This window comes from Collinsella aerofaciens, assembly GCF_039062315.1.
GTDB classification, from domain to species: domain Bacteria; phylum Actinomycetota; class Coriobacteriia; order Coriobacteriales; family Coriobacteriaceae; genus Collinsella; species Collinsella aerofaciens_BG.
This window is the reverse complement of sequence record NZ_JBCJBG010000002.1, coordinates 1-15,038: the sequence shown is the minus strand read 5'-3', so window position 1 is coordinate 15,038 and position 15,038 is coordinate 1. Positions and strand designations below refer to the sequence as shown.

Here is a 15,038-nt window from a genome sequence, read left to right as displayed (position 1 = left end):
TGCGGAGCAACGGAAAGGCGGGCCTCGCGCTGCGAAGTGTTTTCAAAACCAAGCCCGGTCCCGGCCTGCGATGACGTTGCTGGCGGTTCTTGGGCATCGCTTGCTGGCGGGGTTCCTTGTCTGAGTTGGACTTAGTTGGTGGGACCACTCGTCTCGGTCGCTGTCCCGCACCGTTCCGGCGCGGGAGGCCCGCCGCTGCGGGAGTGCTAGTCGGTCATTATTGGCGCCGAAGCACCGTCCCGTCCCAGCATCGCCCGTAGCTTCTCAAAGCTCTCCTCGCTCAGGCAGTGCTCCATGTGGCAGCCCTCTTGCGACGCCACCTCGGCCGATACGCCTGCATCCTCCAAAAGCCCCACGAAAAAGCAGTGGCGCTCCCACATTTGGCGCGCGACCTCCAGACCGCGCTCTGTCAGATGAACATCTCGTTTGCCCATTTCGACATAGCCGTTGCTTTCCAGCGTCGCCATGGCCTTGGAAACGCTCGCCTTGGTTACGCCGAGGTACTCCGCAACGTCGATCGAGCGCACGATGCCCTGACGTTCCGACAGAACGTAGATCGATTCGAGATAGTCTTCTCCGGATTCACGTAGGGCCATGGGCCGCCTTTCGCAATGATTGCTAGTTAGCCTTTGGATACTTTTCACAGCTTACTTTACCGCAAAAGTTGCCCATGTCTTACTACTTTGCCTAAAAGTTAGCCATGTTTCACAAAACGTGCGGGACGAAAACAAAATGGGGACGCCCCGCAAGGGGTGTCCCCAGGTGCCGGCAGATAAGGAACGTCCCCAAGTGCCGAGCCGCAGCTATAACAGTCCAAAGTACTTCGCGGCGTTGTAGATGCCGTCGTCGTCCACGGCAGTCGTCACATAGGTCGCCGCGGCCTTCACGGTATCCTGCGCGTTGCCCATGGCCACACTTGTGCCCACGGCCGAGAACATCGACAGGTCGTTCTCGCCGTCGCCAAAGGCAATCGCTTCACTCGCGTCGATGCCCAGGCGCTCCAGCGTCGCCGCCACACCCAGGTCCTTGCCGCCGTTGGCCGGAATAATGTCGCAGAACAGGTCGCACCAGCGCGTGGTGAGCGAATGCGACACGGCATCGGTCACGATGTGCTCGTCAACTGGGTCAACAAAGGCACAGAACTGATAGACCGGCGCGTCAAAGGCATGCTCAAACGGCTCCTCGTGGTAGACGATTCCCGCGTTGCTGCCAGCCGTCACCACGCGCTCGGACAGGCGGTTCACAAACGAGTTCTCGCCCTGCATGCACAGTGAGTCGTAGCGCCCCTGCGCCACCTGGTCCACAATCACCGCAACGTCGTCCGGATCGATCGGGCAGCTGCGGTAAACCCCCTCGGAATCAAAACAGTGCTGGCCCGAAAGCGTAATGTACGCATCCCAACCCAAGTCGAACAGCCAATCCGGCATCTGGTAGGTCGGGCGACCCGTGGCGATTACGCACGCAATCCCCTGTTCGTGAAAGCTATCGAGCACCCGCTGCGCCGACGCCGGAATCCGATGGGTCTTAAAGCTCAGCAACGTGCCGTCGATATCGAAAAACGCAGCCTTAATCATCCTCGCCTACTCCTCGCCCTCGAGCTTCTCGCTCGCCTCGAGCCACGCCATCTCCAACTCGTCCATGGCGGCGTGGGCCTCGTCGATCTTTGCCTGCTGCTCGCCCAGCGCCGTGTAATTGGTGGGGTCGACCTGGGTCATCGCGGCCTCGGCCTCCTCCACGCGTGCGCGCTGCGTCTCCATTTTGCGCTCGAGCGAGCTCACCTCGCGGCGGAGCTTCTGGCGTTCGGCGTTGGAAAGGCCGTTGGGCTGACCGCTCGACTTGGGCTTTTCGGCCGCAGCCGCCGCGGCACCGGTGTCAAACGTGCCGGTCTTGGCACTCGGCGCACCCACGGGCTCGCCCTCGGCGGTGGCGTTGCACAGGCGCAGGTACTGGTCGACGCCGCCGGGCATATGCGTCAGGTGACCGTCGATCAGCGCCCACTGCTGGTCGGTCACGCGCTCCATCAAGAAGCGGTCGTGTGTCACCAGGATCAACGTGCCGGGCCAGCCGTCGAGCAGGTCCTCGACAATCGCGAGCATGTCGGTATCCAGGTCGTTGCCGGGCTCGTCCAGGATGAGCACGTTGGGCTCGTCCAGGATCGTCAGCAGCAGCGACAGGCGACGGCGCTGGCCGCCCGAAAGATCGCCGATGCGGCTCCAGAGCTGCTGCGTCGTAAATCCCAGGCGCTCGCAGAGCTTCTCGGGCGAAGTCTCCTTGCCGTCGATGACGTAGTACTTCTTATAGTTGCTGAGCACCTCGCGGATCGTGTCGCCCATGTAGGGCTCGAGCTCCTCGAGCTGCTGCGACAGCACGCCAAAGCGTACCGTCTGGCCAATCTTCACGCGGCCGCGCGTGGGCGCAATTTTGCCCTGGATCACATCAAGCAGCGTCGACTTGCCAGCGCCATTCTCACCCAAAAGACCATAGCGGTCGCCCGCACCAATGAGCCAGGTCACATCGGTGAGCACCTGCTTGGGCACGCCATCGGTATCCGCATAGCCGGCATCCACGTCGACCACATCGATAACCTGCTTGCCCAAGCGGCTCACGGCGAGGCGTTTGAGCTCCAGCTCGTCACGCACGGGCGGCACGTCGGCGATCAGCTCGCGGGCGGCATCCACGCGAAACTTGGGCTTGGTGGAACGAGCCTGGGCACCGCGGCTCAGCCACGCGAGCTCCTTACGTGCCATGTTGCGACGGCGCTCCTCGGTAACCGCGGCCATGCGGTCGCGTTCCACGCGCTGCAGGATGTAGGCCGAGTAACCGCCCTCGAAGGGGTCGACCTGGCCGTCGTGGACCTCCCACATGCTGGTGCAGACCTCGTCCAAGAACCAACGGTCATGCGTGACCACGAGCATGGCGCCCTGGCCACGCTGCCAGCGGGCCTTTAAGTGACGCGCGAGCCAGTTGATGGTGCGCATGTCCAGGTGGTTGGTGGGCTCGTCGAGCATGAGCACGTCGTAGTCGCCGATCAGCAGGCGCGCGAGGTCCACGCGACGGCGCTGGCCGCCCGAAAGCTCGCCCACCGTGCCCTCCCAGGGCACATCGCTAATAAGGCCGGCCAGAATCTGGCGTGTGCGGGGGCTCGACGCCCACTCGTACTCGGGCGTGTCGCCCACGACGGCATGATGCACGGTGTCGGTATCGACCAGGTTGTCCTTTTGGCCGAGCAGACCGATCGTGGTGCCGCGACGGTGCGTCACGCGCCCGTCATCGGGCTCCAGCGTACCGGCGAGCACGCTCAGCAGCGTCGACTTGCCGTCGCCGTTTTTGCCGACAATACCAATGCGGTCGCCCTCGCCCACGCCGAGCGTCACGCTATCGAAAATATGCTTGGTGGGAAACTCTAGGCTGACGGAATCGCATCCCAAAAGAATCGCCATATGCCCTGCTCCTTCGTAGAAATTCAACGTTGTCCATGATAGCAGCGAGCCCCACCCCAAACCACCACGAAGGCGCCTGTCCCCTTTGTGGCGGTCGTTTCGGTCGCAGAGCAAAAAGGCGGGCCATCTCCCAAAAGAGATGACCCGCCTCTCCAATCAGTCCCGCGGCAACCGTGGCCGCCGCGGGCCTCAAGCATGTCCCGGACTAGGAGAACATGCCGGTGAGGTAATCATTCAGCCGCTTATCCTTGGGCCGTTGGAAAATCTCGTCAGTCTCGTCGTACTCGACCATATCGCCCATGTAGAAGAACGCCGTGCGGTTGGACACGCGCGACGCCTGCTCCATGTTGTGCGTCACGATGACAATGGCGCGGTCGGCCACGATCGACGACATAAGGTCCTCGATCGCCAACGTCGAGATGGGGTCGAGCGCCGAGCAGGGCTCGTCAAACAGGATCACGTCGGGGTTGAGCGCCAGCGTGCGCGCAATGCACAGACGCTGCTGCTGGCCGCCCGAAAGCGCGTAGGCGCTCTTGTCGAGCTTGTCCTTGACCTCGTCCCAAAGCGCCGCGCCGCGCAGGCTTTCCTCGACCATGCGGTCGAGCTCGTCGCGGTCGGTGATGCCGTGGCGCTTAGGCGCAAACGTGATGTTGTCGCGAATGGACTTGCGGAACGGGTTGGGCTGCTGGAACACCATGCCAATGGAACGGCGCAGCTCGTAGGTGTTTTCGGTCTTGGTGTTTACATTGCGCCCGCGATAGTTGATCTCGCCCTCCACGCGGCAGCCGCGAATCTCGCGATTCATCAGGTTGAGGCTGCGTAAGAAGGTCGACTTACCGCAGCCCGAAGGCCCGATGAGCGCCGTGATCTCGCCCTTGTGGAAGTCGAGCGACGTATTGTGCAGTGCATTGTGGTCGCCATAGTACACGTTGACGTCCTTGGTGGAGAGCACAACCTCGTCGCTCACGGCCTTGCCGCTCACGCGCACGCGCTTCTCGCTCTCCCCCACGCTCGACAGGAAGTCCCGGGTGTCGGACGATGCCGCTTCGGTTGCGGGCGTTACATTCATCTCGCTCATTCGGCCGTCATCTTCCTTGCCAGTTGCTTGCCCACAATGCGGGCGATTACGTTAAACAGCAGCACGCAAATCATCAGCAGTGCAGCGGTGCCCCAGACGATCTGCTGGGCCTCGGGGCTGCCCTCGCCATAGATCTTGTAGATGTGCACGGCGAGCGACTCGCCGGGACGGAACACGTTCCAAGCGCAGGTGGGGCTCGACAGGTTAAAGCTCAAGAAGTTCAGGCGAACCGGCGAGCTCATACCCGAGGTAAAAAGCAGTGCTGCGGCCTCGCCAAACACGCGACCGGCCGAAAGCACGATGCCCGTCACGATGGCAGGCATGGCCTCGGGGATCAGGATGTGCAGCGTGGCCTCCCAGCGAGTGAGGCCCATGGCCAGGCACGCATCGCGCTGGGCCTGCGGCACGTCCTCGAGCGCCTGCTGGATCACGCGCACCAGGATGGGGATGTTGAACATGGTGAGCGCGACGGCGCCGGAGATGATGGAGTACTTCCAGCCCAGCTGCACCGAGAACACCAGAAAACCGAACATGCCGACGACGATGGAAGGCAGCGAGGACAACGTCTCGATGGCGGTGGAGGCGATGTCGCGGATGGGTCCGTCCGGCGCGTACTCAACCAAAAAGACCGCGCCACCCAGGCTGATGGGCACCGAGATGATCAGGGTGATCAGCAGCAGGTAGAACGAGTCGAACAGCTGGTAGAGCACGCCGCCCTGCGTTCCGTTGGCGCGCGACGGCTCCGTGAGAAAGCCCGGCTGGAACAGCGTCGAGATGCCCTCGAACAGGATATAGGCCACCATGGAGACGACGATGAGCATGACGATGGCGACGATCGCCGTCAACACGCCCGTGGCGAAGCGGTCCTGCTTTTGGACACGCCCGAGCCTCGCCTCGTCGATGTGGATACGCGTGCTAGCCACGAGCCTTCGCCCCCTTGCGGCCGATAAGGTGGATGATCAGGATGAAGATGAGACTCATGCCCATCAGCAGCAGGCCGAGCGCCCACAGAACATCGTCTTGGGCCGAGCCCTCGGCATAGACTGCCATGGACGTGGTGAGCGTGGTGGTGATGGTGGACGCCGGCGACAGCAGCGACGTCGGCATGGCCTCGATGCCGCCGATGACCATGCGCACGGCGAGCGTCTCGCCAAAGGCGCGGGTCATGCCCAAGATAACCGCGGTCATGAGCGACGGCATTGCGGACTTGAGCACCACGTGCCAGATGGTCTGCCAGCGGGTGTAGCCCAGTGCGAGCGAGCCCTGACGGTAGCCGTCGGGCACAGCGCGCAGGCCATCGACCGAAAGCGTGGTCATCGTCGGCAGAATCATGACTGCCAGCACGATAGCGCCGGGCAAGATACCCAGACCCGTGCTCACATGGAAAACGCTCTTCATAAGGCCGACGACCACGTGAAAGCCGATCAGGCCAAAGACGACCGAGGGAATGCCGGTCAAAAGCTCAATAAGCGGCTGAAAGACCTTGGAACCAAACTTAGGCTGGATGTCGACCGCAAAGATGGCAGAGCCGATGGCGATGGGCAGCGCGATAAGCGTGGAGAGCACCATGACCGCAAACGAGGTGACGATCAGGGGCAGGGCGCCGGTGTAGGGCAGGCCGCTTTCGGCTGTGTTGGCCAGGTCCCACTTGGTGCCGGTAAAGAACTCGACGACCGAAACGCCGTCCTTGAAAAAAGCCGAGAGGCCCTTTTGGGCGACCATAAAGATGAGCGCGGCAACGACAAGCGTCACGAGCGCTACGCACGCGCCCGTGACGCCCAGGCCCACGTTCTCAAGGTCGCGCTTTGGCAGCTGTTTTGCCATTGCAAACCTTTCCGGGGGCGATTACTTATTTAGCGGAGACCTTGCCGCTGGCGTCCTTGACGACCTTCATGGCAGAGACGGGGATAAAGCCCTGCTCCTCGACGAGCTTGCCCTGGACGTCGTCGGAGAGCATGAACTCAAGGAAGGCCTTGGTAGCCTCGTCGGCGTCCTTTGCGCAGTACATGTGCTCGGTAGCCCAGATCTTGAAAGAGTCGTCGGTGACGTTCTTGCTCTTGGGCTCGACGCCCTCGACTTTGATGGCGTTGAACTTGGAATCATCGAAGTGCGAGAAGTCGAGGTAGGAGATGGCGTTGTCGGTGCTGCCCATCTGAGTCTGGACGTCGCCGGACTTGTCGAGCTCGGCGTCGCCCTTAAAGTCGACGGCCTCGTCGCCAAAGACGGCGGCCTCGAAGGTAGCGCGGGTGCCGGAGCCAGCCTTGCGGTTGAGAACGACGATCTTGGCGTCGTCGCCGCCGACCTCCTTCCAGTTGGTGATCTGGCCAGAGAAGATGCCCTTGAGCTGCTCGAGGGACAGGTCGTCGACCGTCACGTTCTTGGAGACGACGGGACCCATGCCAACGACGGCGACCTCGTAATCGACGAGGTTCTTGACCTGGTCGGCCTCGAGCTTGGTCTCGGCGAAGACGTCGGAGTTACCGATGGTGACGGTGCCAGCAGCGACAGCGGTCAGACCCTTGCCCGAGCCGTTGCCCGAGCCGGAAACGGAGACGTCCGGGTTGGCATCCATGAACTTCTCGGCAGCAGCCTCGACGAGAGCCTGGAACGAGGAGGCACCGTCGTAGGTCACCTCGCCGGAGACGGACTCGGCAGCAGCGCTACCCTTGTCGGCGGCGTCGGATGCGCCGGAGCCGCCGCAACCAACGAGACCGAGACCGACGATGCTGGCAAGACCACCAGCGAGGCCGAGGAACTGACGACGAGAATAAGCCTGATCGAGCATGATCTTCCTTTCGTACATGCGACTCGCGGGCACCCTGCCCGCTTTGCTGTTTGGAAAGATACGGCCCCGATCGGGCGACGGCCGCGTTATCTGCGGTTTCTTACGGGCTATTGATAGACCCTTACCGCAAGCTCTGCCCAGCCTTTACAAACGGATAACAATCCAGCGCAGAACATGGCACACCTTTTACACCAATAAAAACAAAGTTGCGGTGAAATAGTTCCTGCTTGGCCATCAAATGGCCCATTCTAGGAACTATTCCACCGCAACTTAGATTGGGAAACCGCGAAACCTTAAAGCTCTAATTCATTCAAACGGAGGATCGCAACAATATAGATCTTGAGCGCCTGCTTGAGCTGTTCCTCGTTGGCGCACTCGTTGGGACCGTGCATCTGGCCGCCCCACGCGGGCAGCTCCAGGCCGGTCTCTTCGGGGCCAAACGAGACGGCGCGGGCAAAGTTGCGCGCGTACGTGCCGCCGCCCATGGCAAAGGGTTCGGCATGCTTGCCCGTAAACTCGTTATAGGTATCAATAAGCGCCTTCACGGCCGGATCGTCGGCAGACACCGAGAACGGCACCTTAGCGCGACCCAGCTGGCACGTCACGCCAAAACGGCCCACGAGCGGGTCGAGCTGCTCGCGGATGGTATCGGCACTGGTGCTATCGGGGAAGCGCACGTCGATGACCTGCTCAATATGGCCATCCGCCACGCGGATGACGCCAGCGTTGCAGGTAAGCGGGCCAAACGCCGGGCTCGTCGCATCGATACCCAGGCCGCGGCCATAGGCATCCGCATGCACAAAGGCCAGGAACTTGACGAACTCGTGCTCGGCAGGCGTCAGCAGGCGCTCATCGCGTGCACCAAACGCGTCCTCGGCCTCGCGCAGATACGACACGATCAGGCCGACGGCATTGATCGTCCCCTCGGGCATCGAGGCGTGACCGCCAATACCGTGGGCAAAAATCTGCGCATGCCCGTTATCGAGTGCCGTGATCTCCAGGCGGTCGGCGTTCTCGACCGGCGCCGGCAGTTCATCGGCGGCAATCGCAAGTTCGCAGATGGACTGCGACGGAATGGCATTGCTCGCCTCGGCGCCGCTCCACGACACGATGCGCCCGCCGTCGATCTTGGGGCTCACAAACGTCGCTCCAAACTGGCCCTTCTCGGCATTGCAGACCGGGAACTCGGCATCGGGCGTAAACAAAAAGTCGGGGTCTGCGTGGTTCTCCAGATAATGGTGAACGTCGGACATGCCCACTTCCTCATCGCAGCCCAGCAGCGCGCGGAAGGTATAGCGCGGCACAATGCCGTGCTTGAGCAGGTACGCGCCGGCATAAAGCGACAACACCGCCGGGCCCTTGTCGTCGATCACGCCACGGCCGAGCAGCCAGCCCTCGCGACGCTCCATCGCAAACGGGTCGGTGTTCCAGCCGGGGCCGGCGGGCACCACGTCCACGTGGCAGATGGTCGCGAGCTGCTTGTCGCCGCAGCCAGGGATATCGGCAATGCCCACATAGCCCTCATCGTCGCTCGTCTGATAGCCGAGCTTCTGCGCAATGCCGAGCACGCAGTCGAGCGCGTCACGGACCGGGCGGCCAAACGGCGCGCCGGGCCCTGCATCGGCAGCAACTGCCACGGACGGATAACTCACCAGCTGCTCGATATCGGCGACGACATCCTCCCAGACCTCGTCGACATACTCGGCAACGCTCTGCTCCACCTGATTCATGGACTGCCTCCTTACCAATGAGCGACGGGTACGCCCGCCCCTCACATCAAGTACTTATATAGCGAAAAGTTTAGCAAGCTCGGCCACCGAGTGCACCACTGCATCGGCACCCGCCGCCTCGTGCTCGCCCGGCGCCGCCGCGCCCGAATAGATACCGATGCACGGTACGCCCATTGCGTGCGCGCCCTCCACATCGTTGAAGCGATCGCCGATCATCACGGCATCGCCCGCCGTCATACCGAGCTCTGCCAGGGCATCGCGGACCGAATCGGCCTTGGTCTCGCGCCCCTGCAGCGGATTCATGCCAGCCACCGCCTCAAACTGAGAAAGACCCAGCTCATGCACCATGTCGATACACTTCGCCTCCACGCGCGACGTCGCCACGGCCAAACGCTTACCCTGAGCGGCCAACCCATCCAGCAGCTCGGGGATCCCATCGAACACGGGGTACTCTTCCGGTCCCAGCTCATCAAAAAAGGCGCGGTACTCGTCGGCCACCACAAGCGACTCCTCGCGCGAGAAGCCGTAAAAGTCGTGAAAGCTCTTCCACAGGGGCGGCCCGATCATACGGCGCAGGTCACCCATCTGCGCTTCCGAAAACCCGCGTGCGGCCAGCGTCTTGCGCGTCGAGGTCATCACCGCCCGACCCGTATCGGCCACCGTGCCATCAAAATCAAACAGCACGACCGGCCGCCTGCTTATCTCCAGTGCCTCCATCGGCATCCCTCTTCCCCAGTTGACGATTTCCACACCGACACTTCAAACTGTTGACTATTCAACAATTTAACCTAGCAATGTAGAGCAACTCCACTATACTTGTCGCACTTTGCTCTCAGAAGGCGGCGCCGTCGCGCCCCAACGAAAGGTGCAATTATGTCTTTTGCCATCATAACCGACTCCACGTCGGACATCTCCCCCACCCGCGCCCAAGAGCTCGGCATTTACGTGATTCCGCTGCATGTGATTATCGAAGGCGAGGACCTGCTCGACCAGGTGCAGATCACCGCCGAGGAGTACGTCGCCCGCATGGCAGGCTCCGAGCAGCTACCGCACACCTCGCAGCCGAGCGCCGGTGAGTTCAAGGAGCTCTTCGATCGCGTGCGCGCCGACGGCCACGACAGCGCCATCTTTATCTCGCTGTGCAGTGAGTGGTCTGCCTGCTACGCCAACGCGTGCCAGGTTGCCGATACCCACGAGCTCGACGTGCGCTGCATCGATTCGCGCACCGGCTCGGGCGCCGAGGGCCTGCTGGTGGAGTACGCGCTCGCCATGCGCGAGGACGGCCGCAGCCTGGACGAGACCGAGGCGCAGATCCGCACGACGCTGTCCGACGCCCACCTGCTGCTGATTCCCCGCACGCTCGAAAACCTCGTTAAGAACGGCCGCGCACCTAAACTCGCCGGCCAGCTCACGCAAATGCTCAACATTCGTCTGGCCGTTTCGCCTGAGTGGCAGTCAGGCGAGATCAAGGCCATCAAGAAGGGCCGCGGCGCCAAGCGCATCGTCGCGAACACCATGGCCGACTGCCTCGCATTTTTGGCTGAACACCCGGGTTCAAGTGTACGCGTGCTCACGACCGGCGCCGCCGAGGAGCAAGAGCTCGTCAACCAGGCGCTCGCGGGCCAGGACTACGTAGACGCCGGCACCGGCCCCATCGGCTGCACCATCGCGACCCACGTAGGCGTCGACGCCATCGCCATCAGCTACTGCCCCCGCTACCAGCCCATTCACTAGGGGCACCTTTACCACTTGCGGTGGAATAGGGACTGTTTTTGGCTTATCAGCCGCAAATCAATCCCTATTCCACCGCAACTTAGAAGCAGTTCATTTGGGACGGGGCTAAAAAGACTGATATCAAACGTTTCAGACCAGTCTTTTTAGCCCCGTCCCATTTTAGCTACTCTACATCAGCCCGCTCAGGGCGATGTCGACGGCCTCGTTGAGGTCGTCGGTGATGTGCACCAGCTCCGGATCGAGCGGGCTGATCATACCGGCGTCCATCACCGGACCGTTAAGCCAGTCGAATAGGCCCTGCCAGTACTCGCTGCCTACCAGCACAAGCGGCATGCGCTTGACCTTGTGCGTTTGCACCAGCGTGAGCACCTCAAACATCTCGTCGAGCGTGCCAAACCCGCCGGGAAACACAATAGCGCCCGAGCTGTATTTGACGAACATGGTCTTGCGCACAAAGAAGTAGCGGAAGTCCATACCGAGGTTCACGTATTTGTTGAGCCCCTGCTCGTGCGGCAGCTCAATGCCCAAACCAACTGACTTGCCGTTGACGCTCGCCGCTCCCTTGTTGGCCGCTTCCATGATGCCGGGGCCGCCACCGGTGATAACCGCCACGCCGCGCTGGGCAATCTTACGCCCGACGGTGCGCGCCGCCTTGTAGAGCGTATCGGTCTTGGGCGTGCGGGCGCTACCGAAGATGGTCACCGCAGGTCCGAGCTCGGCAAGCGCGCCAAAGCCGTCGACAAACTCGGCCTGGATGCGCAGTACGCGCCACGGATCGGCATGCAACCAGTCGGTCGACTCCTCGGGCGCCAGCAGGTTAGCGTACGTATTGTCCTTAGGAATCATCGGGCCGCGCATGACCACGGGGCCGCGGCGGTACGTCTCGTCGTAGGAAGGCTCGCCCTCGACATTCTCGTTCTTAATCATGGGTACTCCTATCGAGAAAAAGAAAAACGGGCGGGGTCGACGCCATGCGCCAAACACCCGCCCGAACATCAACTATTCGGTATGGTACCCACGATGTATCAAGTGCTTGCAAGCTATCGGTTAGCGGTCGCGCAACCGACGCCGGCGAATGCGATGCCCGGCGACGGCTGCGCGCGGTCGATTGGCACGCGGTCTCGACATCGCGCGAGTGCCTGCAAGCGCCCGCGCCGCCCTTAGTAATCCACCGCGGCAGGGCTATTCATCCAATCGCTCACGAATGCACCATAGCGACCCTCGATAATGGCCTGGCGAGCACGCTGCATAAGGTTGAGCAGGTAGTAGATGTTGTGCATCGAAAGCAGGATGCCGCCGAGCATCTCCTTCTGCGTGACCATGTGGCGAATGAGCGCGCGGCTGTAGCCGCCCGTGCACACCGGGCAGGTGCAGGTGGGGTCGATGGGGCCGTCGTCGTGCGCAAAACGCGCGTTGCGGAAGTTAAGGCGACCTTCACTGGAGAATGCCGTGCCCATGCGGCCGGTGCGCGTCGGCAGCACGCAGTCGAACATATCGATGCCCACGCCCACGCCGCGCACGAGCGTCGTCGGGTTGCCGACGCCCATCAGGTAGCGCGGCTTGTGCTTGGGCATGTACTCGCTCACAAGCGGCGCCAGGGTCTCGAACATGGTCTCGTGGTCCTCGCCCACCGAGTAGCCGCCGATGCCGTAACCGGGGAAGTCGCCGCACTCCTCCAGATGGCGCAGAGAGCGCAGGCGCAGATCCAGATGCATGCCGCCCTGGACGATGCCAAAGAGCGCCTGGTCATCGCGGGTGTGAGCCTTGTAGCAGCGCTCGGCCCACATGCTCGACAGCTCCACCGCGCGCTCAACGTAGGCGCGCGTGGCGGGATAGCCCGGGCACTGGTCCAGCTGCATGCAGATGTCGGAGCCGAGCTTCATGGCGATTTCCATGTTGTCCTCGGGCGTCCAGAACACGTGGCGGCCGTCGTAGTCGTTGACGATAAAGCGCACGCCCTCGTCGGTGAGCTTGACGGCGTCGTTGTGGCTGAACACCTGGAAACCGCCCGAGTCGGTGAGGATAGGACCGTGCCAGTTCATAAACTTGTGCAGGCCGCCCAGCTCGGCGATAGTGTCCTCGCCGGGACGCATGGACAGATGATAGGTGTTGGCAAGCACGATCTGGGCGCCGAGCTGTTTGACGGTCTCGGTGGGGATGCCCTTGACGTTTGCCTTGGTGCCCACGGGCATAAAGATCGGCGTCTCGATGTCGCCGTGCGGGGTGTGCAGCACGCCGGCACGCGCATGCGTCGTCGGATCCTCGGCGATCAGGTCGAATTTAAAAAGGCTCTGGTCCATAAACTGGAACTCCTTGGTTGCGGTTCATACGCAAACCATTATACGGGCAACCCGCAAGAAGCACCGACTCGACAGAAACTAGTGCATTAGGATCAGGTTCCCGAGCTAGTCGTTGGGGACGTTCTTAAACGACTGGTCGTTGGGGACGGTCTTCAGCGCCACCTTGCAAAGGAGTGTCCCAATCTGCCGGCACTTAGGGACTGTCCCCAAGTGCCGGCAAGAGTGTCCCTTTCAACTAGTCATTTAAGAACGTCCCCAACGACTACATCCAACAGCCAAGGGAACGCCGATGCTTTGTCAACGACAGACACTATGACCCAATCCGAGGGCACTAAAAAGATAGGAGCCCCCGCTCGTGACCGCGGGTCGGGGCTGCGACAATGATGTTGAAGTGCCATAGGCGCAGCCGCGCCGCAACGAGGTTGGGAGGCTCCCATGCCAAAGTATTCTACCGCGTTCGGGATGGACGTCCACCTGAGGTCGACCACCGTCTGCGCCCTCGACGCGGACACCGGCGAGGCCGTGACGAGGAGGTTCCCCGGCAACCCCTGGGGCGAGATCGCCGGGTGGATGGATGGGTTCCCCGGGCCGTCGCTCGCGGCCTACGAGAGCGGCTACCTCGGCTTCGCCCCGCAGCGGGAGCTCGCCGGGCTCGGCGTCGAGTGCGTCGTCGCCGCGGTCTCGAAGATCCCCAGGTCGGCCGCCGACTCGGCCTCCAAGAACGACAGGAACGACGCCGCCAGGATGGCCAAGGCGATACTCGCCCACGACATCTCCCCCGTATGGGTCCCCTCCCCCGAGGTCGAGGGCATCAGGGACCTCGCCGGCGCCTACGACGGGGCGACCGCGCGCCTGGCGACCGCCAGGCAGCGGCTGCTCGCCTTCCTCGCAAGGCGGGGGTTCGTCTACGGCGGCACCACGCCCGCCGGCAACCCGAGGAAGTACTGGACCTACGACTTCCTGAGGTGGCTCGACAAGGTCAGGCCGGAGGACGATGGCGGGGTTCGGGCGCTCGCCGCCCTGAGGAACGAGGTCGAGGCCGCGGCGGAGGCCCGGGCGGACCTGCTCTCCGAGTACGGGGCCGCCGTGGATGCCGGCCCGATCGCCGCGGAGGTGGCCGCCCTCCAGTCGATCAAGGGCTGCGCCTTCGCGCTGGCCGCGGCCTTCTCGGCCGAGGTCGGCGACTTCACGAGGTTCCGTTCCGGAAGGCAGGTCACGGCCTATTTCGGCCTCGCGCCGAGTCAGAGGTCGAGTGGCGGCTCCGTGCGGCTCGGAGGCATCAGCGGTGCGGGCAACGCGCTCGTGAGGAAGCTGGCCGTTGAGGGTTCATGGTGCTACGCCGCGGCACGGCACCAGCCGAAGCTCATGCCGAGGGACACGGGCGTGCCCCTCGAGATAAGGATGCACGGGAGGAAGGGGTCCGAGCGGCTCCTGCGGCGGCGCGAGGGGATGCTCGCCCGCGGCGTGCCCGCGGCGAAGGCCAACGCGGCCACCGCGGCCGAGCTCGTGAGGTGGCTCTGGGCCCTCGGCATGATGTGCCGGGAGGGCGCGGAATAGACATGGCCCCCGTCCCGGCGAGCCGGGCGGCCTTCGGGGATACCCCCTATTTCGCTGTGCGCGCGGAGCCCTCCGCATGCGCCTCGACAGACTTGGGGAACCCCGCCGAAGGAATGGAGTGCGGGCCGGCAGAACGGTATCCGCGGATATGAGACTGAGCCGAAGGCGTCGACGACATGCCGGGGGCGGACCGGGACGGGTTCAACGGCAGGCCCCGCCGACCGATTGCAAGCGGTCGGCGGGGCCATTGTGGCTCTTGACAGCGGATTGGGTCATATGAGCGAAAGCCCGCCAGAGCGAGCAAGGTGCCTTCAGGCAAAATGGCGCCACAGGTTGAGCATAAGTCAGCGAGCGGGCCGCATTTGAGGCAAGGTGACGTGAAACGAAAGGGCGCTGACCTTCTGGTCGCGCCCT

General features: G+C 62.9%; 13 protein-coding genes. 2 read left to right on the top strand and 11 right to left on the bottom strand.

What is annotated here, in order from left to right; all coding sequences use genetic code 11:
• Positions 1–206 precede the first annotated feature (206 nt).
• The 9 genes from ABCP74_RS01225 to ABCP74_RS01185 all read right to left on the bottom strand — a co-directional run bounded on the left by ABCP74_RS01225 (position 207) and on the right by ABCP74_RS01185 (position 9,750).
• A complete protein-coding gene (locus tag ABCP74_RS01225) occupies positions 207–596 on the bottom strand; it encodes a metal-dependent transcriptional regulator (protein ID WP_343000608.1) in 390 nt (129 codons plus the stop codon).
• A gap of 207 nt (positions 597–803) precedes the next feature.
• Positions 804–1,574, bottom strand: coding sequence for a Cof-type HAD-IIB family hydrolase (locus ABCP74_RS01220; RefSeq protein WP_148332817.1), 771 nt, complete (start codon positions 1,572–1,574; stop codon positions 804–806).
• A 6-nt stretch (positions 1,575–1,580) separates the two neighbouring features.
• Positions 1,581–3,440: an ATP-binding cassette domain-containing protein gene (locus tag ABCP74_RS01215; RefSeq protein ID WP_148332818.1), complete on the bottom strand. Its 1,860-nt coding sequence runs from the start codon at positions 3,438–3,440 to the stop codon at positions 1,581–1,583.
• 205 nt (positions 3,441–3,645) lie between these two features.
• Entirely contained in the window at positions 3,646–4,518 is an 873-nt protein-coding gene (gene pstB / locus ABCP74_RS01210; RefSeq protein ID WP_343000609.1) for a phosphate ABC transporter ATP-binding protein PstB, read from the bottom strand.
• A complete protein-coding gene (gene pstA, locus ABCP74_RS01205; RefSeq protein WP_138341542.1) occupies positions 4,515–5,441 on the bottom strand; it encodes a phosphate ABC transporter permease PstA in 927 nt (308 codons plus the stop codon). The genes pstB and pstA overlap by 4 nt, the downstream gene beginning before the upstream one ends.
• Positions 5,434–6,342 (bottom strand): phosphate ABC transporter permease subunit PstC, encoded by a 909-nt coding sequence (gene pstC / locus ABCP74_RS01200; protein WP_343000610.1) that lies wholly within the window; start codon positions 6,340–6,342, stop codon positions 5,434–5,436. The genes pstA and pstC overlap by 8 nt, the downstream gene beginning before the upstream one ends.
• Before the next feature lie 25 nt (positions 6,343–6,367).
• Positions 6,368–7,321 (bottom strand): phosphate ABC transporter substrate-binding protein, encoded by a 954-nt coding sequence (locus ABCP74_RS01195; protein WP_343000611.1) that lies wholly within the window; start codon positions 7,319–7,321, stop codon positions 6,368–6,370.
• A gap of 275 nt (positions 7,322–7,596) precedes the next feature.
• Positions 7,597–9,033, bottom strand: a complete 1,437-nt coding sequence (locus ABCP74_RS01190) for a M20 family metallopeptidase (RefSeq protein ID WP_343000612.1) — start codon at positions 9,031–9,033, stop codon at positions 7,597–7,599.
• 54 nt (positions 9,034–9,087) lie between these two features.
• Positions 9,088–9,750: an HAD hydrolase-like protein gene (locus ABCP74_RS01185; protein WP_343000613.1), complete on the bottom strand. Its 663-nt coding sequence runs from the start codon at positions 9,748–9,750 to the stop codon at positions 9,088–9,090.
• Positions 9,751–9,906: 156 nt separating this feature from the next.
• Here ABCP74_RS01185 and ABCP74_RS01180 point away from each other — a divergent pair, with 156 nt between their 5' ends.
• Positions 9,907–10,767 carry a DegV family protein gene (locus ABCP74_RS01180; protein WP_148332823.1) on the top strand — a complete coding sequence of 287 codons (861 nt, stop codon included), beginning with the start codon at positions 9,907–9,909 and terminating at the stop codon, positions 10,765–10,767.
• Positions 10,768–10,935: 168 nt separating this feature from the next.
• Here the strand turns inward: ABCP74_RS01180 and ABCP74_RS01175 are convergent, their stop codons facing one another.
• Together ABCP74_RS01175 and tgt are read right to left on the bottom strand one after the other, a co-directional pair.
• The gene (locus ABCP74_RS01175; RefSeq protein WP_117848647.1) at positions 10,936–11,694 is read right to left on the bottom strand and encodes an LOG family protein; all 759 of its coding nucleotides are present in this window, start codon (positions 11,692–11,694) and stop codon (positions 10,936–10,938) included.
• 233 nt (positions 11,695–11,927) lie between these two features.
• A complete protein-coding gene (gene tgt, locus ABCP74_RS01170; protein WP_055285790.1) occupies positions 11,928–13,067 on the bottom strand; it encodes a tRNA guanosine(34) transglycosylase Tgt in 1,140 nt (379 codons plus the stop codon).
• Positions 13,068–13,502: 435 nt separating this feature from the next.
• Between tgt and ABCP74_RS01165 the strand changes: the two genes are divergently transcribed.
• Entirely contained in the window at positions 13,503–14,624 is a 1,122-nt protein-coding gene (locus ABCP74_RS01165; RefSeq protein WP_343001677.1) for an IS110 family RNA-guided transposase, read from the top strand.
• Positions 14,625–15,038: the final 414 nt, after the last annotated feature.